Annotated in this window: 24 protein-coding genes and 4 tRNA genes; 11 read left to right on the top strand and 17 right to left on the bottom strand. The window is 68.2% G+C overall.

The features are described 5' to 3' along the window. Window positions 1-81 precede the first annotated feature (81 nt). Genes A6B37_RS00525 through A6B37_RS00510 form a run of 4 tightly spaced genes read left to right on the top strand, consistent with a single transcriptional unit; the run spans window position 82 to window position 4,277 of the window. Window positions 82-1,110 carry a 2-keto-3-deoxygluconate permease gene (locus A6B37_RS00525; RefSeq protein ID WP_111824607.1) on the top strand — a complete coding sequence of 343 codons (1,029 nt, stop codon included), beginning with the start codon at window positions 82-84 and terminating at the stop codon, window positions 1,108-1,110. Beyond that, window positions 1,107-2,324 carry a D-threonate kinase gene (gene dtnK / locus A6B37_RS00520; RefSeq protein ID WP_111824606.1) on the top strand — a complete coding sequence of 406 codons (1,218 nt, stop codon included), beginning with the start codon at window positions 1,107-1,109 and terminating at the stop codon, window positions 2,322-2,324. The genes A6B37_RS00525 and dtnK overlap by 4 nt, the downstream gene beginning before the upstream one ends. Continuing rightward, window positions 2,321-3,373 carry a 4-hydroxythreonine-4-phosphate dehydrogenase PdxA gene (gene pdxA / locus A6B37_RS00515; RefSeq protein ID WP_102772493.1) on the top strand — a complete coding sequence of 351 codons (1,053 nt, stop codon included), beginning with the start codon at window positions 2,321-2,323 and terminating at the stop codon, window positions 3,371-3,373. Before dtnK ends, pdxA begins: the two co-directional genes overlap by 4 nt. A gap of 7 nt (window positions 3,374-3,380) precedes the next feature. Continuing rightward, window positions 3,381-4,277 carry a GntR family transcriptional regulator gene (locus A6B37_RS00510; RefSeq protein WP_111824605.1) on the top strand — a complete coding sequence of 299 codons (897 nt, stop codon included), beginning with the start codon at window positions 3,381-3,383 and terminating at the stop codon, window positions 4,275-4,277. Between the two features lie 33 nt (window positions 4,278-4,310). Here the strand turns inward: A6B37_RS00510 and A6B37_RS00505 are convergent, their stop codons facing one another. From A6B37_RS00505 to A6B37_RS00485, 5 genes are read right to left on the bottom strand one after another with little or no spacing between them, the layout of a single operon-like run. Further along, window positions 4,311-5,807 carry a class I adenylate-forming enzyme family protein gene (locus A6B37_RS00505; protein ID WP_111824604.1) on the bottom strand — a complete coding sequence of 499 codons (1,497 nt, stop codon included), beginning with the start codon at window positions 5,805-5,807 and terminating at the stop codon, window positions 4,311-4,313. 9 nt (window positions 5,808-5,816) lie between these two features. Continuing rightward, window positions 5,817-6,551, bottom strand: a complete 735-nt coding sequence (locus tag A6B37_RS00500; RefSeq protein WP_111824603.1) for a CoA-transferase — start codon at window positions 6,549-6,551, stop codon at window positions 5,817-5,819. Next, entirely contained in the window at window positions 6,544-7,377 is an 834-nt protein-coding gene (locus A6B37_RS00495; protein WP_102772497.1) for a CoA transferase, read from the bottom strand. The genes A6B37_RS00500 and A6B37_RS00495 overlap by 8 nt, the downstream gene beginning before the upstream one ends. A gap of 31 nt (window positions 7,378-7,408) precedes the next feature. Beyond that, window positions 7,409-8,131 carry an enoyl-CoA hydratase/isomerase family protein gene (locus tag A6B37_RS00490; RefSeq protein ID WP_111824602.1) on the bottom strand — a complete coding sequence of 241 codons (723 nt, stop codon included), beginning with the start codon at window positions 8,129-8,131 and terminating at the stop codon, window positions 7,409-7,411. Continuing rightward, window positions 8,128-9,297, bottom strand: coding sequence for a CoA transferase (locus A6B37_RS00485; protein WP_102772499.1), 1,170 nt, complete (start codon window positions 9,295-9,297; stop codon window positions 8,128-8,130). Before A6B37_RS00485 ends, A6B37_RS00490 begins: the two co-directional genes overlap by 4 nt. A 268-nt stretch (window positions 9,298-9,565) precedes the next feature. Here A6B37_RS00485 and A6B37_RS00480 point away from each other — a divergent pair, with 268 nt between their 5' ends. After that, window positions 9,566-10,534 carry a tripartite tricarboxylate transporter substrate binding protein gene (locus A6B37_RS00480; RefSeq protein ID WP_111824601.1) on the top strand — a complete coding sequence of 323 codons (969 nt, stop codon included), beginning with the start codon at window positions 9,566-9,568 and terminating at the stop codon, window positions 10,532-10,534. Window positions 10,535-10,556: 22 nt separating this feature from the next. On the opposite strand, the gene A6B37_RS00475 is transcribed toward A6B37_RS00480, so the two are convergent. Both A6B37_RS00475 and A6B37_RS00470 read right to left on the bottom strand, forming a co-directional pair. Further along, a complete protein-coding gene (locus A6B37_RS00475; RefSeq protein ID WP_111824600.1) occupies window positions 10,557-11,321 on the bottom strand; it encodes an IclR family transcriptional regulator in 765 nt (254 codons plus the stop codon). 57 nt (window positions 11,322-11,378) lie between these two features. After that, a complete protein-coding gene (locus tag A6B37_RS00470; RefSeq protein ID WP_111824599.1) occupies window positions 11,379-12,005 on the bottom strand; it encodes a cysteine dioxygenase in 627 nt (208 codons plus the stop codon). 165 nt (window positions 12,006-12,170) lie between these two features. Between A6B37_RS00470 and A6B37_RS00465 the strand changes: the two genes are divergently transcribed. The 3 genes from A6B37_RS00465 (at window position 12,171) to A6B37_RS26180 (ending at window position 13,975) form a co-directional block, all read left to right on the top strand. After that, on the top strand, window positions 12,171-12,962 hold the full coding sequence (locus tag A6B37_RS00465) for an NAD-dependent deacylase (protein ID WP_111824598.1): 792 nt from the start codon (window positions 12,171-12,173) through the stop codon (window positions 12,960-12,962). 102 nt (window positions 12,963-13,064) lie between these two features. Further along, entirely contained in the window at window positions 13,065-13,667 is a 603-nt protein-coding gene (locus tag A6B37_RS00460; protein WP_111824597.1) for a helix-turn-helix transcriptional regulator, read from the top strand. 161 nt (window positions 13,668-13,828) lie between these two features. Further along, window positions 13,829-13,975, top strand: coding sequence for a hypothetical protein (locus A6B37_RS26180; protein WP_246842339.1), 147 nt, complete (start codon window positions 13,829-13,831; stop codon window positions 13,973-13,975). Window positions 13,976-14,086: 111 nt separating this feature from the next. On the opposite strand, the gene A6B37_RS00450 is transcribed toward A6B37_RS26180, so the two are convergent. Continuing rightward, window positions 14,087-14,163 (bottom strand) — tRNA-Arg (locus tag A6B37_RS00450). Window positions 14,164-14,350: 187 nt separating this feature from the next. On the opposite strand from A6B37_RS00450, the gene A6B37_RS00445 reads away from it, so the two are divergent. The 3 genes from A6B37_RS00445 to A6B37_RS00435 all read left to right on the top strand — a co-directional run bounded on the left by A6B37_RS00445 (window position 14,351) and on the right by A6B37_RS00435 (window position 17,130). After that, window positions 14,351-14,575 carry a DUF3079 domain-containing protein gene (locus A6B37_RS00445; protein ID WP_111824596.1) on the top strand — a complete coding sequence of 75 codons (225 nt, stop codon included), beginning with the start codon at window positions 14,351-14,353 and terminating at the stop codon, window positions 14,573-14,575. Between the two features lie 313 nt (window positions 14,576-14,888). After that, window positions 14,889-16,331, top strand: a complete 1,443-nt coding sequence (locus tag A6B37_RS00440) for a DUF1254 domain-containing protein (protein ID WP_111824595.1) — start codon at window positions 14,889-14,891, stop codon at window positions 16,329-16,331. Window positions 16,332-16,356: 25 nt separating this feature from the next. Beyond that, a complete protein-coding gene (locus A6B37_RS00435) occupies window positions 16,357-17,130 on the top strand; it encodes a hypothetical protein (protein WP_111824594.1) in 774 nt (257 codons plus the stop codon). 88 nt (window positions 17,131-17,218) lie between these two features. Here the strand turns inward: A6B37_RS00435 and A6B37_RS00430 are convergent. The 9 genes from A6B37_RS00430 to A6B37_RS00395 form a co-directional block, all read right to left on the bottom strand. Continuing rightward, window positions 17,219-17,295 (bottom strand) — tRNA-Arg (locus A6B37_RS00430). Window positions 17,296-17,396: 101 nt separating this feature from the next. Continuing rightward, window positions 17,397-17,473 (bottom strand) — tRNA-Arg (locus A6B37_RS00425). 49 nt (window positions 17,474-17,522) lie between these two features. Further along, window positions 17,523-18,587 carry a tRNA 2-selenouridine(34) synthase MnmH gene (mnmH, locus tag A6B37_RS00420; protein ID WP_111824593.1) on the bottom strand — a complete coding sequence of 355 codons (1,065 nt, stop codon included), beginning with the start codon at window positions 18,585-18,587 and terminating at the stop codon, window positions 17,523-17,525. Between the two features lie 82 nt (window positions 18,588-18,669). Beyond that, window positions 18,670-18,888, bottom strand: a complete 219-nt coding sequence (locus A6B37_RS00415) for a hypothetical protein (protein ID WP_111824592.1) — start codon at window positions 18,886-18,888, stop codon at window positions 18,670-18,672. 15 nt (window positions 18,889-18,903) lie between these two features. After that, window positions 18,904-19,077: a hypothetical protein gene (locus A6B37_RS26015; protein ID WP_168202092.1), complete on the bottom strand. Its 174-nt coding sequence runs from the start codon at window positions 19,075-19,077 to the stop codon at window positions 18,904-18,906. 224 nt (window positions 19,078-19,301) lie between these two features. After that, window positions 19,302-19,394 (bottom strand) — tRNA-Ser (locus A6B37_RS00410). An 87-nt stretch (window positions 19,395-19,481) separates the two neighbouring features. After that, the gene (locus tag A6B37_RS00405; RefSeq protein ID WP_102772511.1) at window positions 19,482-20,747 is read right to left on the bottom strand and encodes an aspartate kinase; all 1,266 of its coding nucleotides are present in this window, start codon (window positions 20,745-20,747) and stop codon (window positions 19,482-19,484) included. A gap of 115 nt (window positions 20,748-20,862) precedes the next feature. Beyond that, complete coding sequence (gene tilS / locus A6B37_RS00400; protein WP_111824591.1) at window positions 20,863-21,933, bottom strand: tRNA lysidine(34) synthetase TilS; 1,071 nt, start codon at window positions 21,931-21,933, stop codon at window positions 20,863-20,865. 53 nt (window positions 21,934-21,986) lie between these two features. Continuing rightward, the gene (locus tag A6B37_RS00395; RefSeq protein WP_102772513.1) at window positions 21,987-22,952 is read right to left on the bottom strand and encodes an acetyl-CoA carboxylase carboxyltransferase subunit alpha; all 966 of its coding nucleotides are present in this window, start codon (window positions 22,950-22,952) and stop codon (window positions 21,987-21,989) included. Window position 22,953 lies beyond the last annotated feature (1 nt).

Genomic DNA, 22,953 nt, shown 5'->3' with positions numbered 1-22,953 from the left:
GGTTTTCCTTCGTCTTTTCAACCACCTGACAGACGCCTGCACTAACGTCTGCATCTAGAAAACCGTCCTGGAGACTCGACAGTGTCGACCGAAACTTCCCGCTCGCCCTTTTTTGGCACGATGCAGAAAATCCCCGGAGGATTGATGCTGGTGCCGCTGATCCTGGGTTCCCTGATCGGCACCTTCGCCCCCGACGCGCTGGCCATCGGCGGCTTCACCACCGCCCTGTTCAAGAACAGCGCCCTGCCCCTGATCGCGCTGCTGATCTTCGCCACCGGCACCCACGTCAACGCCCGCACCGGCGGCCCCATCCTGGCCACCGCCGGCACCATCCTGCTGATGAAGACGCTGGTGCCCGCCACCCTCATCATCATCCTGGGCAGCTACGTCGGCCTGGACGGCGTGATGGGCGTGTCCATCCTGGCGCTGCTGGCGGCCTTCGACAACAGCAACGGCGGCCTGTGGCTGGCCTACACCGGCCAGTACGGCGACGCCCGCGACCGCGGCGCCTACGTGGCCAGCGCGGTCAACGACGGCCCCTTCTTCAGCCTGCTGTTCCTGGGCGCCTCGGGCCTGGCCGACATCCCGATGGTGGCCCTGGTGGCGGCGCTGGTGCCGTTCCTGCTGGGCGTGGTGGTCGGCAACCTGGACCCCAAGTGGCGCGACGTGCTCAAGCCCGTGCCGAACATCGTCATCCCCTTCTTCGCCTTCGCGCTGGGCACCGGCATCAACCTGGGCGCCGTGGTCAGCGGCGGCGTCAGCGGCCTGATCCTGGGCCTGATCATCAGCCCCATCACCGGCGGCCTGGTGTACCTGGGCTACCGTTTCATCCTGCGCCGCGGCGGCAAGAGCGGCCTGGGCTTCGCGGCCGGCACCACCGCCGGCAACGCCATCGCCACCCCCGCGGTGGTGGCGGCGGCCGATCCCAACTTCCAGCAGTACGTGTCGACCGCCACCGCGCAGGTCGCCGCCTGCGTGCTGATCAGCTCCATCCTGGCTCCGGTGCTGGCCTCGTTCTTCCTCAAGCGAGCGGGCGAACTCAAGTCCGAAGAGGCCGACGCGGCCGACGCGCACCCCTCGCTGCGCGAGGCGCGCGGAGAGGCGCTTTGAATCCCGCCATCGCCATCGTCGCCGACGACCTGACCGGCTCGGGCGATACGGCGGTGCAGTTCGTCCGCGCCGGCTGGAGCACGCACCTGTCCATCGGCGGCGCCGAGGAGGCGCTGGCCGGCCCAGCCACCGCCGGCGTCGAAGTGCTGGCCGTGACCACCAACAGCCGCGCGCTGGCCCCCGAGGCCGCCGCCGCGGTGGTGCGCGACAACGTGCGCCGACTGCGCGCGGCCGGCGTGACGCGCCTGTACAAGAAAGTGGACTCCACGCTGCGCGGCGCCTTCAAGGCCGAGGTCGACGCGGCGCGCGAGGCCTGGGGCCCGGACACGGTGGCGGTGATCTGCCCCGCCTTCCCGGCCACCGGCCGCACCGTGCAGGCCGGCGTGCTCTACGTGAACGGCAAGCCGGTCACCGAAACCTCGGCCGCCACCGACCCGGTCACGCCGGTGACCGAAAGCCATATCCCCACCCTGCTGGGCTGCGCCCACGTGGCGCAGCAGGACGGCGACACGCCCCAAGCGCTGGCCGCGCGCATCCGCCAGGCCGGCCCGACCGTGGCGGTGGACGCCGCCAGCGACGCCGACCTGGAGCGGCTGGCGCGCGCCATCGGCCTGCTCGGCGCGCAGGCGCTGCCGGTGGGCGCGGGCGGCCTGGCCGCGCCGCTCGCCCGGGTCTGGGCCGGCGCCGACCAGTCCGCCCCCGTGGTCGTGGTGGTGACCTCCCAGCACAGCGCGGCGCGCGCCCAGGCGGCCGCGCTGCAGGCCGCCGGCGCCGACACCTGGACGCCGTCGCTGGCCGACCTGGCCGATGACGCCGCCTGGCAGGCCTGGAGCCAGCCGCTGCTCGCGGCCCACGCCCAGGCGCCGGCCGAGGCCGGCACGGTGCTGCTGCTGGCCCCCGAAGGCCAGCGCGACGGGCTGGATTCCGAGACCGTCGCCGAACGCCTGGGCGGCCTGGCCGCGCAGCTGATCGCGGCCTCGCAGGCCGCCGGCGTGGTCGCCACCGGCGGCGACGGTGCGCGCAGCGTGCTGCTGGCGCTCGGCGCCCGCGGCATCGCGCTGGTCGACGAAGTAATGGGCGGCGTGCCCCTGGGCACGCTGACCGGAGGCACGGCCGCCGGCCTGCCCGTGGTGACCAAGGCCGGCGGCTTTGGCGCCGAAGACGTACTGGTTCGCGCGGTGCGCGCGATCCGCGACAGGAGATTCAAGCAATGACACAACCCCAACCCAACAAGCTGCCGCTGCTGGCCGTGACCCTCGGCGACGTGGCCGGGATCGGGCCGGAGATCACGGCCAAGATGCTGATGGGCCATGACGAACTGCGCCAGAAGGCGCGCCTGCTGGTGGTCGGCGACGTGGACGTCATGGCCAACGCGGTGCGCAGCCTGGGCGGCGATCCCGCCATCGTGCGCAAGCTCGAGCGCGCGGCCGATTGCAGCAATACCCCCGGCACCATCGAAGTGCTGCAGGCCGGCCCCTCGCTGGCCCACGTCAAGCTGGGCGAAATCAGCCCCGACGCCGGCGACGGCTCGGTGCGCTTCGTCACCACCGCCTGCGCGCTGGCGCGCGCCGGCGAGGTCGACGGCATCGTGACCGCGCCGCTGAACAAGGCCGCCATGCACGCCGCCGGCCACAAGTGGCCCGGCCACACCGAACTGCTGGCCCATGAATTCGGCGTCAAGACCTTCTCGCTGGTGCTGTCGGCCGGCGACCTCTACATCTTCCACGCCACCACCCACGTGTCGCTGCGCCAGGCCATCGAGAACCTGACCCCGGCGCGCATGCGCGCGGTGCTGCGCCTGGCCGGCTCGTTCGCCAAGGCGCTGGGCCGCGGCGACCAGCCGGTGGCCGTCTCCGGCCTGAACCCGCATGCCGGCGAAAACGGCATCTTCGGCAGCGAAGACGCCGACATCCTGGCGCCCGCCGTGGCCGAGGCCAACGCCGAAGGCATCCTGGCCGCCGGCCCGATCCCCGCCGACGCCCTGTTCCCGCAGGCCGTGCGCGGCAAATGGAAGTTCGTGATCGCCTGTTACCACGACCAGGGCCACGCGCCCTTCAAGGCGGTCTACGGCGACGACGGCGTGAACATCACCGTCGGCCTGCCGGTGGTGCGCGTCTCGGTCGACCACGGCACCGCCTTCGACATCGCCGGCCGCGGCATCGCCCGCGAAGACAGCCTGGTCCTGGCCGCCGAGCGCGCCGCGCACCTGGCCCCGGGCTGGACGCATGTATGGGAAACTGCGCGGGCACAAACCGGAGGTTGATTCCCCTATGTCCACGGCGCCCGCCACGCACGATGCCTTGCCCGCACTAGACCGCTCCGGCGATACGCCGCTGCATGCCCAGGTGGCCACCCTGCTGCGCGGATACATCCGCACCAACCGCCTGGCGGCCGGCACCGCGCTGCCCAGCGAGGCGGGGCTGTGCGAGCGTTTCGGCGTGGCGCGCAGCGTGGTGCGCCAGGCCCTGGCGGCGCTGGCTTCCGAAGGCCTGATCCAGCGCGAAAGCGGCCGCCCGGCCACCGTGGCCGCGCCGCAGGAGCATCGCCGGCTGGTGCAGCGCTCCACCGGCCTGTACGAGCAGTTCGCCCAGTCCGGCGTCGCGCTGCAGACCCGCGTGCTGGCTCTCGCCCGCGCCGAGCCGCCCGCGGAAGTCGCCGAATTCTTCGGCACGACCCGGCTGCTGATGCTGGAACGCCTGCGCCACGTGGCCGACGCGCCGCTGGCCTATGTGCGCACCTGGCTGCCGGCCGACGCCGTGCCCGGGCTGCGCACCGAAGACCTGACCGACGCCTCGCTGCACGGCGTGCTGACGCGGCGTTTCGGCCTGCGTCCCGGCGCCGGGCGCAATCAGATCCGGGCCGTGGCCGCCGACGCCACCCTGGGCCGCCTGCTGGACACGCCCGCCGGCACGCCGCTATTGATGCTGCAGGGCCGCGGCATGGATCAGGTGGACCGGCCGCTGGAATGGTTCACCACCTGGCACCGCGCCGAACAACTGGTGTTCGACGTGGACGTCAGCGTGGGCCACGAAAGCTTGCAGCCGCGGCTGCAGACCGGCGCCGCGGCGTCCGAGGCCGCGCCCGAAGCGCACGACCCGCTGGCGCGCGCCCAGGCCCTGGTGGCCGAGCTTTCCGCCGAACTGGCGAGGCTGCGCGCGCAGCCCTGAAGTCCTCTTGCGGGGTCCGCGCGCCGGGCCCGCTCACAGGCGCGCGGGCGCGGGCGCCAGTTGCCGCGCCAGCGCCTTGCGATCGACCTTGCCCACCGAGTTCTCCGGCAGGCGCTCCATCCAGCGCACCTCGCGCGGCACGTAGATCCGGCCCAGGCGCGCCAGCACCGCGGCCTGTATGCCGGCCTCGTCCGGCGCGGCGTCGCCGGCGCGCTGCACGAAGAGCACCGGCACTTCGCCCAGGTCCTCGTCGGGCGCGCCCACCGCGCAGCAGGCCGCCACCCCGGGCAGCCCGGTCACCACCCCTTCTATCAGCGCCGGCGAAATGTTCTCGCCGCCCCGGATGATCACGTCCTTGATGCGGCCGGTGATGCTCAGATAGCCCTGCTCGTCGAAACGCCCCAGGTCGCCCGTGCGCAGCAGCCGCGGCGCATCGGCGTCGGCGCCGTCCATGCCCAGATATCCCAGCATCAGGCTGTCGCCCTCGATGCAGATCTCGCCTTCGCCGCCCGGCGCGGCCTGCGTGCCGTCGGGCAGGCGCAGGCTCACGCGCTGGCCGGCCAGCACCGTGCCCACGGAACCCACGCGGCGCGCCGCGGGCGGATTCATGGTCGAGGTGCAGGTGGCTTCCGACAGCCCGTACGACACCACCAGCGGACAGCCCAGGAAGGCCTCGATGCGCCGGTGCAGGGCTTCGGTGATGGGCGCCGAGCCGCACCGGGCGAAGCGCAGCGCCGCGAGGCTGGCCGGATCGAATTCCAGCTCCAGCATGCGCGCATACATGGTGGGCACGCCGGTGATGATGGTGGGCCGGAACGCCGCGAGCAATCCCGGCATGTCCTCGGCCCGGAAGCGGCCGGCCAGCGCCACGCACGCGCCCGCCAGCAGCGGCGTGAAAGTCTGGTTGTTGAGCGCATTGGTGTGATGCAGCGGCATGACGTGCAGCAGCCGGTCGCCGGGCGTCAGCCCGGTATGCGCCAGCACGCCGCGCGCGTTGTTGGCCAGCCCGCGATGGCTGAGCAGCACGCCCTTGGGATTGCCGGTGCTGCCCGACGTGAACAGCAGCAGGCCGGCCTCGCCGGGCGCGGCGTCGCTGGCGCCGCGCCAATCCAGCGGTCCTTGCGCGACCGCGCCCGCCTCCAGCAGGCGTTGCGGCGCCAGGCCGCTGGCCCGGGCCGTCGCGGCGTTGGCCTCGTCGTGCAGCATCCAGCCCAGTCCCACCGCCGCCACGCGCCGGGCGGTCTCCGCGTCCGACAGGCGCGGCTCCAGCGGACACGGGCATGCGCCCGCCGCCATCACGCCCAGGATGGCCAGCACCTGGGCTTGCGAACGTTCCATCGCGATCGCCACCAGGCTGCCGCGCGCCACGCCGGCGGCGCGCAGGCCGCCGGCGATGCGTCCGACCTCATGGTGCAGACCGGCATAGGTCAGCACGCCGTCCGCGGTCGCGATGGCGGGCCGGTCGGCCCATTGCGGCTGGCTCCACAGGCGCGCGAAAGCGGCCACCAGGGTGGCGTCGGCGATCGTCATGGCGGTCTCCTAACGCAGTGCGACGGCGGCGTCGCGCTCGAACTGCTCGTCGGGGTCCAGTTCGCGCAGCGCGCGCGCCTCCGCCGCCGTGGGCGGCGCGGACGGCTCGGCGCCCGAGGCGTCGAACTCGAACCCCGTGCGCTCGCGCACTTCGGACAGGCTGGATTCCGGATGCCAGGACTGCAGCGCCAGGCGCCCGTCGCGCTTGACGAACACGGCGATGGGCGTGACCACGCCATGGAATCCGCCCCAGGAAGTCATGAAGTCCAGCCTGGGCACGAAGGTGCGGCGCGAGTGCTCGGTGCGCCAGGTGCAGGCGCGCCTGGCGGTGGGCAGCATCACCGCGCCGCCGCCGCCGCCCGGCAGCCGCACCTTGGGTTCGTGCCAGTCGCCGATGCAGGAATTGTTGGCGCAGCCTTCCCCGTCGATCTGCGCGGCGCCCAGGAAGGTCAGGTCCATGCGGCCGCGCGTGCACAGGTCGTAGAAGTCCTCGTTCGAGAAAATCGAGGCCGTGTGCTCGGCCAGCACCGGGTCGGAGCTGGAGATGGGAACGTGCGAGGGCCGCGGATTCACGCCGCCGGCCACGTTGATGTAGACGAAGTCCCAGTCGTAGGCGCGCTTGGCCAGCAGGCAGGCCAGCATGGGCAGGGTGGAGTTCACGCCGCTGAAGGTGATTTCGTCCGGCCGGATGAAACGCGCCAGGTTGGTGACGATGTACGAAAAACCCGACCATTGCTCAGCCATGCTGCACCTCCCGCGCTTCGGGCGCCGCGGCCATGTGCGCCGCGAGATCGCCCTGCTTGTCCATGTATGCCTCCACCGCCGGGTAGTCGATGGCGTAGTCCGGCCAGCAGGACCCCGGCCAGGCGCTGCCCGGCGCCACGGCATACGCCTGCACCATGAAGAACGGCACCAGCGTGGATTCGGGATTGGCTTCGAACACCGCGCTGTCCACCATCTTCTCGGCCACCACCAGCACGCTGCCGGCGGCGCGCGACATGATCCGGTCCCAGTGCGCGGTGCCGTGCACGCGCACGTTGCCCAGCGCGTCCACCTCCGACGCCTGGATCACGGCGAAGTCGGGGCGGATGGCCGGCACCACCCAGGTCTGCTGGCCGCTGCCATAGGGATCGTCCAGGCATTTCCAGCCGTTGAGTTCGGGCAGGCCGCTGCCGTGCAGGCCGCCGCAAGGCTGGAACGGCACGCCGAAGGCGGCCGCCCGCAGGCCGGCCGTCAGGCTGGCGCAGGCGTGTTCCTCCAGTTCGATCTCGCGACGCTCCACCGCCTTGCGATACCACGGCGCCAGGCCGAAGTTGCCTTCCATGGCGACGATGCCCGCGCGCACGCGGCGCAGCGCGCCGGCGCGGCACAGGATGTCCACGTCGTAGCCCGGCGACTGCTTGATCAGTTCCAGGTCGCGCCGCCCCTGCCGGATCAGTTCGCGCACGAAGGCGAACGGTCCGCGGTGCAGGAAGCTGCCGCCCAGCGCGATCGATGCGCCGTTGGGCACCAGCGCGGCCAGCTCGGCCAGCGTGCGCTGCTTGTCCTTCTGATTGAAACCCGATGCCATGATGTCTCCTTGCCTGCTCGTTCTTTTGCGTCTAGCGCGCCTGCAGATACGCCGCCACCCGGTCCTTCAGGCCCGGCTGGGCGGCGGAGCGCACCAGGCGGGCAAGATCCGTGTCCGGCGTTTCCGCCGACAGCGCCGCGTACAGCTGGACGCGGCTCGCGCAGCTCAGCGCGGACGCGGCGTCCAGCGCCTCGCGTTCAATGTCGGGCCAGTCCGGCGCGGCGGCGAGGCGGCTGGCGAAGCCGTCCCGCAACGCCTCTTCCGCGCCGAACGTGGCCGCCTGCTCCAGCACCGCGCGCGCCCGTTCCGCGCCCACCAGGGCCGCGTAACGGCGCGTGCCCAGCACCAGGCCGAACTTCAGCCCGGGCATGCGGAACGTGGCGTCCGGCGCGCTGACGCGCCATTTGCAGGCGCCGAACAGGTCCACGCCCGCGCCGAAGTTGCGGCCGTGGGCCAGGCCCAGCGTCAGGCACGGCGACGCCGCCAGCCGCTGCAGCAGCATCTCGATGCGCACGAAGCGCAGCAGCAGATCGCCCTCGCTCTGTTCCTGCCAGCCGCCGAAGTCGAAGCCCGCGCTGAAGTTCCTGCCCTCGCCCTTGAGCACGACGAGCCTGGCGCCCGCGGCCTCGGCCTCGTCCAGCGCGGCGATCAGCGCTTCCACCAGTGCCGCCGACAGGGCGTTCATCTTGTCGGGCCGCGCCAGCGTCAGCACATGCGCCGCTCCCTGCCTGTCGATGCGCAGGACGTCGTTCATTGCGCCGTCTCCTTGCGGGCCGCGCGCAGCGGGCCCAGCACCTCGTCGTTGTGTTCGCCCAGCGCCGGCGGACGGCGGCGCAAGGCGGTGGTCTGGCCGTCGAAACGCACGGGCAGCCCGAACGTGCGGGTGCGCACGCCGTTAGGCAGGTCCACGGGCTGCACCCAGCCCATGTGTTCCACCTGCGGGTCCGCCAGCACTTCGGAATAGGTGTTGATGGGCGCGCACGGCACCCCGGCCGCGCGGAAACGCGCCAGCCAGGTCTGGGCGTCCTCGGTTTCGAAGATCGCCTCCAGGATCTCGCGCAGCGCCGTCTGGTTGCGCGCGCGGGCGCTGGTGTCGGTGAAACGCGGATCGGCCAGCAGGTCCTCCCTGCCCACCGTGGCGCACACGCCCTTCCACAAGGCCTGGTTGCCCGCCGCCATGCCGAAGTAGCCGCCCTTGCAGCGGAAGGCCTGGTACGGCGCATTGCGCGGATGCGCCGATCCCAGCTTGACCGGGTCCCTGCCGCTGCCGAAGAACTCCGACGTCTGCAAGGCCGCGATGCCCAGCGTGGCGCCCAGCATGGGCACGTCGATATGCGTGCCCTGCCCGCTGGCCTGGGCCGCGCGCAGCGCCGACGCGATGGCGAATGCGCCGTACAGGCCGGCCGAAAAATCGGCCACGGGAACGCCGCATTTCACGGGTTCGCCGCCGGCCTCGCCGGTCACGCTCATGATGCCGCTCATCGCCTGGATGGTCAGGTCGAACCCGCCTTCCTGCGAACGCGGCCCCGACTGGCCGTAGGCCGAGATCGAGCAATAGACCAGCCGGGGGTTGGCCTCGCGCAGTTGCGCGTATCCCAATCCCAGGCGCTCCATCACGCCGGGCCGGTTGTTCTCGATCAGCACGTCGGCGGACAGCGCGAGCTCGCGCGCCAGGGCCAGGTCGCCGGGGTCCTTCAGGTTCAGCGTCACCGAACGCTTGTTGCGGTTCAGCGACGCGAAGTTCTCGCTATAGCCGTCGGAAATGGGCGGCCAGCTGCGCAGCGTGTCGCCGCCTTCGGGGTTTTCGACCTTGATCACATCGGCGCCCATGTCAGCCAACAACATGCCGCAAAAAGGCCCCGCCGCGACATTGCAAATCTCCAGCACTGTGATGCCGGCCAGCGCCGAACTGGGTGTCATGCCTTACCTCTCGTTATGAAAATTCAATATTTGGGACTAGCAAATCATTATAAAAGCACGCCGCGAAACCGGGCATCATTCAACGCACGCCAGATGCAAGGCCATGAATTTCAGCATGAATCCTAGTGCATTCCCTAAGCCACGTGCTTATTTGTTGACCAGAATATCACCGTGTGGAATTCTAAGTAAACCATTTTTTGGAATTCATATCCTATATTTTAGGACTTATGGAGAATCGAGGCCCCGCCCCGACACCAAGGAGACTTCCATGAAAAACACGTGGCGCATCGCCCTGGCGGGCATGGCGCTGGCTTTGGCGGGCGGCGCGGCCGCCGCCGACGCCTGGCCGACCAAACCCATCCGCATGGTGGTTCCCTTCCCGCCCGGCGGGGCGACCGATGCCGCCGCGCGCATCTATGCGCAGCATCTGGGCGACTACCTGGGACAGGGCGTGGTCGTGGAAAACAAGGCGGGCGCGGGAGGCGAGATCGGCGCGGAGTACGTCGCCAAATCCCCGGCCGACGGCTACACCCTGCTGATGGGCGCCGTGGGCAGCCACGCGATCCATGCCGCCATGCCGGACAAGCCCAGCTATGACTTCGGCACCGCCTTCGTGGGCGTGTCGATGGCCACCAGCATGCCCATGGCCGTGGCCGTGAACAGCGGCAAGATCCCCGCGAAGAACATCCGGGAACTGATCGATCTGGCCAAGAGCCGGCCGGGTTCCATCACCTTCGGTTCGGCCGGTCCCGGCACGTCCCAGCACATGGCGGGCGAACTCTTCCAGGTCGTGACGGGCACCCGGCTCATGCACGTGCCCTACCGCGGCAGCGGCCCGGCCATCACGGACCTGCTCGGCGGCCAGATCGACATGGTGATCGAAACGCTGCCGGCGCTGCTGCCGCACATCGCGACCGGCAAGATCCGCCTGCTCGGCGTCACCACGGCCACGCGCGCCACCGCGCTGCCGGACCTGCCCACGCTGGCCGAGCAGGGGGTGAAGGATTATTCCGTCGCCACCACCTACGCGCTGCTGGCGCCTGCCGGCACGCCGCCCGCCGTGGTGGACAAGCTCTCGGCCGGCATGCAGAAGGCCGCCGCCATGCCGTCCGTGCAGCAGGCCGCGCGGAAACTGGGCGCGGACGCCGTGGCCACCTCGCCGGCCGACACCGGCCGGGTGCTCAAGCAGGAAGTGGCGCGCTGGGCCGACGTGGTGCGCTTGTCGGCGGCGAAATGATCAACAGCGGAAACGCAGGGGGCTATTGATCCAGATAGCCGCGCCGATAGCCCATCCCCTGCGAAATCGACTGCGCGCAGGCCGCCACGTCCGGCGCCAGCTGCTTCATCCTGGTCGCGCTCAGGCGGTCCAGCGGACCCGAGATGCCCACCGCGGCCACCGGCTGGTCCAGGCTGTTGAACAAGGTCACGGCCAGCCCGCCCACGCCTTCGCGCCATTCGCCCCGGTTGATCGCATAACCGCTGCGGGCGATTTTGCGCAGCTCGTCCTTCAGCAGCGGCATCGACACGATGGTCGACGGCGTATGGCGCACGAGCTGGTCGGCGTAGCGCTCGACGTAGCCCTCGGGCTGGTAGGCCAGCAGGGCCTTGCCGGTGGCGACGGCATAGGCCGGGGCGCGGCCGCCCACCATGGAGTAGGCGCGTATGGGCTGGGGGCTGTCGATCTTGTCCACGTAGACCACGTCGAAGCCGTCGAGCACGGACAGGTGCACGGTTTCGCCCGTCTGGTCGGCCAGCGTGCGCATGAAGGGAGCGGCCAGCTTGCGCAGGTCCAGCTGGGCAAGCTGGCGCGCGGCCAGCTCGAACAGTCTGACCGAACCGCGGTACCCCCCACCGTCGTCATCCTTGATCACGTAGCCCGCATGCATGAGCGTCTGCAAGGTGCGGTGCGTATTGCTGCGGGTCAGCCCCACGCGGGCGGCCAGCGCATCGATGCTGCGCGGCGGATCGTCCACGTCGGTGACCGCTTCCAACACCATCAAGCCTTTGAGCAGCGTCTTGTCCATTGCTTATTTCCTAATATTTAGGACAAAATAGCACGAGACGCCGGGCCCGGCCAGGATCTAGCGCACGCCGTCCGCGATCGCGGCCCGCACGGCTTGCGAGCGGTCCCAGAGGTTGGGCTGGCTGGCCGAGGAATAGCCCGACACGAACGGCTTGGCCTGGCCGCTGGCCGGGTCATAGACGTGGCGCGACACCGCGCCGATATTGCCGCCGTACAGATGCACGCTGATGGAGACCTGGTCCGCGTGCGCGTTCGAAACCCGGTGGATGTCGCCTTCTTCGGGCGACAGGCGCGCCACGTCGCCGGGGCGCAGGGTCGTGGCCGGGCCGGCCGGCGCCAGACGGCCCTGGGCGTCGCGCGCGTAGCGCTGGTCGACCTCGGCGCCGCGCAGCATGCCCACATAGCCCCAGACTTCGTGGTCGTGCACCGGCGTGGACTGCCCCGGCCCCCAGACGAAACTCACCAGCGAAAAGCGCTCCAGCGGATCGCAATGCAGCAGGTACTGCTGGTAGTACTGCGGATGCGGCGCGGTGCAGGACTCGGGCAGCCAGTCGTCATGGCGCACCAGGTCGGCGAACGCCGCCTCCAGCGCCGCGCTCTGCCGCAGCCCGTCGGCCGACGCCATGCGCGTGGCCGTGGCAATGAAACCGCGCAGCCGGTCCAGGCCGGTTCGAGAGTCAGGCATTCGTATCTCCAGGTCAGGGGTAAATCCCAGATGAGAAATCCAGTATCCATCATTCGGGACAAATGCGCATCCCGCGGCTCGCCCGCCCTGCCGCCGGCGACCGATTTTTTCTTGACAGGCCCATGCCCGCGCGTGCAGCGTATCGGACTGCCTGCAAGATAGAAAATGAATCCTACGCATCTACAAATTCCCGCCACGCTGGCGCATGCCCTGCGGGCGGCGCGCCGCGTGCTGGTATTCACCGGCGCGGGCGTTTCCGCCGAAAGCGGCATCGCCACCTTCCGCGACGCGCTCACCGGCCTGTGGTCCCGCTTCGACGCGCAGGCGCTGGCCACGCCCGAGGCCTTCAGGGCGCATCCCGACATCGTCTGGGGCTGGTACGAATGGCGCCGCGCCCAGGTGCTGCGCGCCACGCCCAACGCCGCCCACCGCGCCATCGCCGAACTGGCCCGGCACGTGCCGGAACTATGCGTCGTCACGCAGAACGTGGACGACCTGCACGAACGCGCCGGCAGCCTCGGCGTCGCGCACCTGCACGGCAGCCTGCACGCGCCGCGCTGCTCGGCCTGCGGCGCGCCCCAGGCCTGCGCCGATGACGCGCCCCAGGAGCCCGAAGAAGGCAGGCGCATCGCGCCCCCGGCCTGCACGCGCTGCGGCGCGCCGGTGCGGCCCGGCGTCGTCTGGTTCGGCGAAAGCCTGCCCGTCGACGCGTGGAACACCGCCATCCGCGCCGCCGAGCAATGCGACCTGCTGCTGAGCATCGGCACCTCGGCGCTGGTCTACCCGGCCGCCGAGCTGCCGCAGCGCGCGCTGGCCGCCGGCGCCATCGTGGCCCAGATCAATCCGGCCGCCACGCCGCTGGACGCGCGCGCGCACCACAACCTGCGCGGCCCGGCCGCCGAGCTCATGCCCAGGCTGCTCGACAGCGCCGGATTCGGCGCGGGCGGCGGCGATTGAATCGCCCGGCGACGTAAAGATTCGTGAGGATGTTCGGCCCAGGGGAAACCCCAAATCCCACCCCGCCCAGCGCGGGATACAGTGGCGCAATAGGTTTCGGCAGTGGAGATCATCATTCCATTTTCCTGGAGACTTCCCGACGTGTTCGTGCGCTCGCCAGACGGTGTCCTGCACCGCGTGGTGCGCCACGCCACGACCGCTGAAACCATCGCCAAGCTCGAAAGCATGCCCAGCAGCTACCATCTGGACTGCGAATGCAAACTCGACAACGGCGAGACCCTCTGCTGGATCGGCAATGACCGCTACCGCCAATTGAACGGCGGCCAGATCTTCACTGCCGAACCCGCGGTCGCCGCGCCCCATTTCAACGCCCGCAAGAGCGGCTTCGCGGCAGGCGGCGAGCACACACCCGGTAGCAAACCCGACCCGCGCAAGAAGCTTGCCGTGGGCCAGGACCATGTACCATTGGCTGTCGTCAATCTGAAAACCGGCAACGACTGGAGCCTGATACGCGCATGGCGCGAGCATCTCAATATCAGCACCGCTGATATGGCTGCCCGGCTGGGCGTGGATCACTCCATTTACATCGAACTGGAACGGCCGCGACCGCGGCCCCGGCAGGCCATCCTGGACCGCGTATCGGCGGCCCTGGGCGTGTCTCCCGACCAGCTCGACGATTCCTTGTTAGGAGGACATTTCCACTGAAATGTCCGAATGATTCTGGCGTCGCATACCAATGACCCGCGCATGGAGGTGTAAATATGCTCGGCACGGCAAGACGGCTTACCGATGTCCTCGCCACCGCTCCGGATGGCACGCTGTACCGTATCGAACGCTTCGTTTCGGGCCACGATGCGTGCTCCGCAATGGGCACGTCCCGTTTCGATCCGAAGACCCACTGCGTATGCCGCACCAGCGCCGGCGACCAGGTCGCCTGGCTGGGCGGACAGGCCTACCAGCTGCTGAAAAGCGGCACGGCCCTGACGGCGGTGGACCGACGACGGCAACAGTGAACACCGCGTAAAAACAGAAAGCGGCTTGATGATTGCTCATCAAGCCGCTTTTTGTATTGTCCGGATCTTGCCGCGCACATCGCCACGATGCGTGTCGGCATGAAATTGAATTGGCGCGCCCGGCAGGATTCGAACCTACGACCCCCTGGTTCGTAGCCAGGTACTCTATCCAGCTGAGCTACGGGCGCCCCGAAAGAGGCGTGTTTATACCATGAATCAAATAGGCTGCGCAAATCGGCACGGGCCCGCCCATACTTGACCCAGGTCAAGGAAATGGGCGGGCGCCGCGCAGTACGCTGGTTGGGTACGCGACGGACCCGCGCCTCGCCGCGGTTTTCATTCAACTTCGACGCGGACCGGACAGCAGGTATCGTCATGGCCAAGAAGTTTCCGCTGCATCCCAAGCACCCCGAACGCATCTGCTGGGGCTGCGACCGCTACTGTTCCACCGATTCCATGGCCTGCGGCAACGGGTCGGGGCGCACCATGCATCCCGCCGAAACGCTGGGCGAGGACTGGTACACGGTGGGCGACTGGGGATTCGACGAAGAAGAAACGCCGGCGCAGAAAACCGTCGCGATGCTCCAGCCCTCGCCCTGAAGACGGCGCCGGACGGATTAAAACCTCCGGCCACATCCCCGCATACCGCGAAACTAGTCCAAATAAACCGGTTCATGCGTGCACCGTTGCGCGGCTGCACAGTTTAAAAAATAATTGGATTTTTTTCGGAGTCGGGCAGATTATCTCGCCAGCGGGAAAAAAATACCGTCGCGCCAGCGCGGCCCATCAATTCGACCTACGGAGATCCGCCGCCACGCCTGAATCAATGCGGTCCAACTAGCTTGAAAACAAATCGTTTTTCTGTTTGAAGCCTCACCGAACTTCACAGCCAATTCTTATTGGAGCGATAAAAATGAAGCTGAGCCGTCGCAAATTCAATGCAGGTGGTCTTACCTTACTCGCAGCCGGCACGCTGGCTGGGCCGGCCCGGGCCGCCGACGGGCTGATCGCCGATCTGCCCGAGGGCGATGAACAATTCGGACTGGCGACCGACGCCTATATTTACGCCTACCCGCTGGTGACCATGGAAATGACCCGAAGAGTCATGACCAACGTCGCCGAACCGGAGGGAACCCGGGCGCCGATGGGGCACCTCATCAAGCTGCGCCACTATCCGGACGCCAAATTCCGGGACGTCACGGCGCCGAACGCCGACACCCTCTACACCACGGCCTTTATCGACGTGGGCGACGAACCCTGGGTGGTCAGCCTGCCCGACCTGCACGGCCGCTACGCCCTGTTTCCCATGCTCGACGGCTGGACCACGGTATTCGACGTCCCCGGCAAGCGGACCACGGGCACGGGGGCGCAGACCTTCATCGTGACCGGCCCCGGATGGCAAGGCGCCGTGCCCGAGGGCATGACGCATTACAAATCCCCCACCAGCATCGTCTGGCTGCTCGGCCGCATCTACTGTTCCGGCACGTCCCAGGACTACGCCGAGGTGCACAAGATCCAGGACGAGGTCAAACTCAGCCCGCTGAGCGCCTGGGGCAAAAACTGGACCCCGCCCAAGGGCAAGGTCGATCCGTCCATAGACATGAAGACCCCGGTGCGCGACCTGGTCAACAATATGGACGCGATCGCCTACTTCACGCTGTTCGCCGAACTCCTGAAGCGCAATCCTCCCAACGCGGCCGACGCTCCCATGGTGGCGAGACTGGCGTCGATCGGCATCGTGCCGGGGCAGGACTTCGACCGCAGCAAATTCAATCCCGAATTCGCCCGGCGCGTGCCGCAGGTCGGTTTCGGGCGCATCATGACGCATTTCAAATCCAGCGGCGGCGATATCCAGGAAATCGACGGCTGGGGTTTTACGACCAAGACCGGCATTTACGGCACCAATTATCTGCAACGCGCCCTGGTCGCCGCGATCGGCCTGGGCGCCAACCGTCCGCAGGACGCGATCTACCCCACTTCGCTGCAGTCGGACACCGGAGCGATCAAACGGGCCTATAACGGTTCGGAAAAATACGTCCTGACCTTCAAGAAAGGCATGACTCCGCCGGTCTCCGGATTCTGGTCATTGACCATGTACGACGATAAATATTTCTTTGTCGACAACCCGCTCAACCGCTATTCCATCAGCGCGCGCCAGGCGCTGAAAACCAAGCCCGACGGCTCGATCGACCTGCTCATCCAGCATGAATCCCCCGGCCCCGAACTGGAGTCGAACTGGCTGCCGGCGCCCAAGGGCAGGTTCATCCTGATGATGCGCCTGTACTGGCCCAACGAAAGCGACCCGTCGATCATCAACGGCACCTGGACCATACCCCCCGTCAGGCGGGTGAGCTGATCCCCGCAGCGCGGGAGGGTTTGCGATGAAAAACAAGCTCAGCGGCGGCCTGCTTTGCGGGCTGCTCCATGGCGCGTCCGCCCTGGCGGCGGGCGCGGACGCGCCCGCGCAGCAGGCCGGGCCTTCGGATCAATGGGAGTTTGCGGTCACGCCCTACTTCTGGGCGGCCGGCTTCTCCGGCAATGTATCCCAGCCGCGCCTGCCCGTCATCGACGTGGACGCGGATTTCGACAAGCTGTTCGACAACCTGGATTTCGGCGCCATGCTGATCGGCGAAGCGCGCAAGGGCCGCTACAGCATCTTCGGCGACCTGATCTACACCAAGATCGGCACCCAGGGAGACACGCCGCACGGCCTGCTGGCCACCAGCGCCGACGTCAAGACCTCGACCTTCGCCGGGCTCATCGGCGCCGGCTATTCCGTGCTGGAAAACTCGCCGCACCAGCTGGACGTGGTCGCGGGCCTGCGGGTGTGGTCGGTCGACACCGACATCACGCTCAAGGGCGCGCACCTCAACGGCAGGAAACGCAGCGACGGCGACACCTGGGTCGACGGCCTGGTGGGCGTGCGCGGAAACTATGCGATCAACCCGAAGCTCTACGTCACGGGCTGGGGCCTGATCGGCGCCGGCGGGGCGCAAGCCGATTGGGACCTGGGGCTGGGCCTGGGCTACCGCGTCAGCAAAAACGTCTCGGCGGCCATCGGCTACCGCGCCATAGGCGTGGACTACAGCCGTGGGGATTTCAAATTCGACGCCGTGCTGCAAGGCCCCATGGCGGGACTGACGATCCGGTTCTAGCCGCGCCACGCAAAACAAAAAGGCCTTCGATCGAGATCAAAGGCCTTTCCATTTTCTTTGCTGTATTGGCCAAATCCGGATTCGGATTTGGCGCGCCCGGCAGGATTCGAACCTACGACCCCCTGGTTCGTAGCCAGGTACTCTATCCAGCTGAGCTACGGGCGCTCCGGCAAAGAGGCAAAATTATATCAGAAAATCTTGCCGTGCTTTTACTGCTTTTTACTGCTTCTACTTCTACTGCGTTTTTGCTTGAACCATCATTCCAATGGCGCGCCCGGCAGGATTCGAACCTACGACCCCCTGGTTCGTAGCCAGGTACTCTATCCAGCTGAGCTACGGGCGCGTGTCAGAGCAAGCCTTGAATAATAGCGTTATTTCAGAAGGCGCGCAAGTCAGGAAGATTGCGCATCGATATCCAGCCTTGTCATCAGCGCCCTCGCCTGCTCGACCACGTCGGCGTCGTTGGGCCGGAAATCCATGCGCAGCGCCTGTGGCAATCGGGAGAAATGGGCGTGGCAGCTGTGGGCATAGGCCGGATCGTAATGCTCGTCTATCAGCTCGCGCGCCAGCTCGCGCCGCGCGCCCAGGTCCACCAGCGCCTGCCAGCCGCTGACGCGCTCGCGGCTGTGCAGGCCGACCAGCCGCTGCAGCTGCGCCTTCAGCGACGCGGGATCGTCGAACAGTTGCGCGTAGTCCTGCTGCAGGAACGCGGCCCGGTCCTCGCGGCTGGAGCGCACATCCACGCAAGGGCTGTCATGCATGGCGGCCAGCAGCGCCGCCGGCAAGGCCACCGCGCCGATCTTGCGGCTCTCGGCCTCGACGAACACCGGGCGCGACGGATCGAGCTGGCGCAGCGCCTGCGCAAGCCGCGTATCGAAGCCCTTTTGCGTGGGCTGCGGCACCCCGGCCCACGCCCCCAGCAGGGAACCGCGATGCGCGGCCAGCTGCTCCAGGTCCAGCGTCTGCGCGCCCGCTCCGGCCAGCGCGTTCAGCAGCCGCGTCTTGCCGCTGCCGGTCGGCCCGGTCAGCACGATGTAGCGCAGCGTGCCCGGCAACTGCTCCAGCGCTTCCAGCGTCGCGCGGCGATAGGCCTTGTACCCGCCATCGAGCTGGCGCGCGCGCCAGCCGATCATGTTGAACATGGTCGTCATGGAGCCCGAGCGCGTGCCGCCTCGCCAGCAATAGACCAGCGGGCGCCAGCCCTGCGGCCGGTCCACGAAAAGATTCTCCAGATGCGCGGCGATATTGCGCGCCACCAGCGCCGCGCCGACCCGCGAGGCCTCGAACGGCGAGACCTGCTTGTAGAGCGTGCCGACCACGACGCGCTCCTCGTTGCTCAGCACCGGCGCGTTGATCGCGCCCGGAATATGGTCATCGGCGAATTCGAGCGGCGTGCGCACATCGATGATCTCATCGAAGTCGTCGACCCGGTCGAGCGTGGCGAGCAGGTGTTTCAAGGTGGCGGCGCGAAAGAGGGAAAGCTCGATTCTCTCATGCCGGAAAGAAGGCGGGCCCGCATCGAGGCATGGCGGCTTGCCTTCACAGGAACAATTTGACGATGCCCCCGATCAGGACCACTACGGAGATACCCAGCCCGAACGGGTACCAGAATGCCTCGCGGGTGAGCTTATGTCCCTCCGCATAGAACTTGATCTGTTCCGCAAAGAGCTTGCCGGCTTCAGCGTTGAGCTTGCTGATCTCGGCACGGATTTTTTCCAGTTCGGCGTCTTCCATGTCGGCAACCTTTGCTGTGCTCATCACGGCGGTTCCTTGTTAGAAAAACAGCTTGGCAAAAGCCACCCCCGCGCCGAACATGGCAATGGCGACCGTCACCGGATACCAGAATGTCTCGCGCGTAATCTTGCCGGCCTCGGCGCCTATGCGGAGCGATTCCGCCATCAGCTTGCTGATCTCTGCACGAATTTTCTCCAGTTCAGCTTCTTGCATGTTGGCAACCCCTGTTGTGCCTGTCGTGGCGTTTGCCTGCGAGCGTACGCGGCCGCACGCCGTGCGCCGCCTCCGGAAAAAATTATAGGTATGGCCTGGCGATTCCGAAACCTTCCTCCGGTCCTAGGGGACTGCGTATTTGCCGAGGGAGGCAAGAAAAAACCCGCAGAGCTTACGCTTCTGCGGGTTTTTGGGACATCGCGACGGATCGCGGCGTCCATGTCTGGCGGAGATGGTGGGATTCGAACCCACGATGCAGTTTTTAGCCACATACTCCCTTAGCAGGGGAGCCCCTTCAGCCTCTCGGGCACATCTCCGAAGAGAACGAGATTCTAGCACGACTTTTTTGACTCATGCCGCCGAGGGGGCGGCTAGCGCGAAAAAAATCGTGCCGTAGCGCTTGTTCAGGCCTTCTCGGCGGGCGCCTGGTCCAGGCCGAAGGCCTTGTGCAGCGCGCGCACGCCCAGCTCCATGTACTTGTCGTCGATGATGACCGAGGTCTTGATTTCGCTGGTGCTGATCATCTGGATGTTGATGCCTTCCTGCGACAGCGTCTGGAACATCAGGCTGGCCACGCCCACGTGCGAGCGCATGCCGATGCCGACGATGGAGACCTTGGCGACCTTTTCGTCGGTGGACAGTTCGCGCGCGCCCACGGCGGGGATGACTTCGCGCTTGAGCAGGTCCACGGCGCGCGCGAATTCATTGCGGTTCACGGTGAACGAGAAGTCGGTCGTGCCGGCCACGGACTGGTTCTGCACGATCATGTCGACGTCGATGTTGGCGGCGGCGACCGGACCCAGGATGGAGAAGGCGATACCGGGTTTGTCCGGAACGGCCAGCAGGGTGATTTTGGCTTCGTCGCGGCTGAAGGCGATGCCGGAGACAACGGCGGCTTCCATTTTTTCGTCTTCCTCAAAAGTAATCAGCGTGCCCGAGACCATTTCTTCTTCGAGCGGGATGAGCGGGTCGGTCAGCGAGGACAGGACCCGCACCGGCACACGGTATTTGCCGGCGAATTCGACCGAGCGGATCTGCAGGACCTTGGAGCCCAGCGAGGCCATTTCCAGCATTTCCTCGAAGGAAACGACGGCCATGCGGCGCGCTTCGGGCACCACGCGCGGATCGGTCGTGTAGACCCCGTCGACGTCGGTGTAGATCAGGCATTCGTCGGCCTTGATGGCGGCCGCCACGGCCACGGCCGAGGTGTCGGAGCCGCCGCGGCCCAGCGTGGTGATGTGGCCTTCGGGATCGACGCCCTGGAAGCCCGTGACGATGACCACGCGGCCGGCGTCCAGATCGCCGCGGATGCGCGCGTCGTCGATGGCGCTGATGCGCGCCTTGGTGAACGACGAATCCGTGCGCACGGGCACCTGCCAGCCGGCATAGCTGCGCGCCGGCACGCCTTCGGCCTGCAGCGCGATGGCCAGCAGGCCGCTGCTGGCCTGCTCGCCGGTGGCGGCGATCATGTCGAGCTCGCGCGTGTCGGGCTGGGGCGAAATCTCGCGCGCCAGGCCGAGCAGGCGATTGGTTTCGCCCGCCATCGCCGACGGGACTACGACAACCTGGTGGCCGGCGGCGTGCCACTTCGCGACGCGGCGCGCCACGTTCTTGATGCGCTCGACCGAGCCCATCGAAGTACCGCCATATTTGTGAACGATCAGGGACATCTCGTACTCTGGCTGGGAACCCGCCGCAAAAGGTTGACGGGCAAAGCCGTATATTCTAGCGCGACGGTAAAAATTTGCGCAGTTTGTGCAATTTTCCGTCCATGGCGCGGCTATTTCAGGGATTTTCCCGGGGTTCGACCCAGACCCTGCCCCGATGGCAGCGGATGACGTGGCCGGCCTGCTCCACCCGCAGCTGGCGGTCGTGGCCCAGGCTGTGCAGCCCGCGCAGCTGGCGCAGCAGGTCCTGCATGCGGGCCTCGGTCGGCATGCGGGCGCCGTTGCGCTGCAGCCAGTGGCGCAGCACGTGCGCCTGGCGCGCATGCGACAACTCGCGCCAGGCGCGCAGCGAAAAGCTGGCGCCGTCCGGGCCGGGCTCCAGCGACGCGAAATCGGCCTGCGCCACTTCGTCCAGGATTTCGGCCGCCTGCGCCATGTGGCGCGCATGCCGGGCGACGATGGCCCGCCATCCCGGCCAGCGGGCGTCCAGCACGGGCGCCAGCAGTTCGCGCACGGCCGCGCGCGTGTAGCGGGGATCGGCGTTGGTCGGGTCCTGCACCGGGCGCCAGCCGCAGGCCCGCTCGACGGCCTGCGCCGCGCGCAGGATGAGGTCGCGGTCCAGCTCCAGCCACGGCCGCACATAGGCCACGCCGTCGCGCCGCGCGACGGGCGCCATGGCCGCCATGCCCTCGAGCCCGGTGCCGCGCAGCAGGCGCAGCAGCACGGTTTCGGCCTGGTCGTTGCGATGATGCGCCAGCAGCACGTGCGCCGCCCCGGCCTCCCGGGCCAGCCGCGCCAGGGCGGCGTAGCGGGCGTCGCGCGCGGCGGCCTCGATGCCCTTGCCGGCGGCCGCGTCGACCTCGACGCGGGCCTGCGCCAGCGGCAGCGCCAGCAGGTCCGCCAGCGCGCGCGTCTGCCGTTCCCATGCGTCGGCGTCGGCCTGCAGGCCGTGGTGCACGTGGATGAGGATCACGTCCATGCCCAGCTGCGGCGCCACGGCGGCCGCATGCGCGGCCAGCATGGCCGAGTCCGCGCCGCCGCTCAGCGCCACGGCGACGCGCGCCGGCCGCTCGGGCAAGGCCAGCAGCGCACGGCGCAGGGCCGCGGCGAGATCGTCGGACAGGGGCAGCGGATGAACTGCGCCCGCCGCGCCCCGAGAGCTGTCTTCGGGAGTCGGGCGGGCGTTCATGATGTGGAACGGCGCGTGGCGCGCGGCGCCGGCGCGAAGCCGGCGCCCGGGCCTCAGGCGCGCACTTCCTGGAAGTTGCCGTAGGACAGCAGGCGCTGCACGCGCTGCTCGACCAGCTGCTCGGGCGTCATGTCCTGCAGCTGGCGCAGCGCATCGCCCAGCGCACGGCGCAGCAGGCGCGCCATGACGCGGGGATCGCGGTGAGCGCCGCCCACGGGTTCGTTGACCACGCGGTCCACCAGGCCCAGGTCCTTCAGGCGCGGCGCGATGATGGCCAGGGCCTCGGCGGCCTCGGGCGCCTTGTCGGCGCTGCGCCACAGGATGGAGGCGCAGCCTTCCGGCGAGATCACGGCGTAGGTGGCGTACTGCAGCATCAGCACGGCGTTGCCCACGGCGATGGCCAGGGCGCCGCCCGAGCCGCCTTCGCCGATGATGGTGCAGATCACGGGCACCTTGAGCTCGGCCATGGCGTAGAGGTTGCGGCCGATGGCCTCGGACTGGCCGCGCTCTTCGGCGCCGATGCCCGGATAGGCGCCCGGCGTGTCCACGAAGGTGAACACGGGAATGCCGAACTTCTCGGCCAGGCGCATCAGGCGCAGTGCCTTGCGGTAGCCCTCGGGACGCGGCATGCCGAAATTGCGCGCGGCGCGTTCCTTGGTGTCGCGGCCCTTCTGGTGGCCGATGACCATGCAGGGGGTGCCGTTGAAGCGCGCCAGGCCGCCGACGATGGACTGGTCGTCGGCGTACATGCGGTCGCCGTGCAGTTCATGGAAGTCGGTGAATATTTCGCGCACGTAGTCCAGCGTGTAGGGACGCTGGGGATGGCGGGCGACCAGGGCCGTCTGCCAAGGCGTGAGCTTGGCGTAGATTTCCTTGGCCAGGGTCTGGCTCTTCTGCTGCAGACGTCCGATTTCGTCGGAGATGTCCACCGCCGAATCGGCCTGCACGTAGCGCAGCTGCTCGATCTTGTTCTCAAGCTCGGCTAGCGGTTGTTCGAATTCCAGAAATGTATTGCGCATG

The organism is Achromobacter sp. HZ01 (assembly GCF_003267925.1).
GTDB classification, from domain to species: Bacteria; Pseudomonadota; Gammaproteobacteria; order Burkholderiales; family Burkholderiaceae_B; genus Achromobacter; species Achromobacter pulmonis_A.
This window is presented reverse-complemented; position numbering and strand designations above follow the sequence as displayed.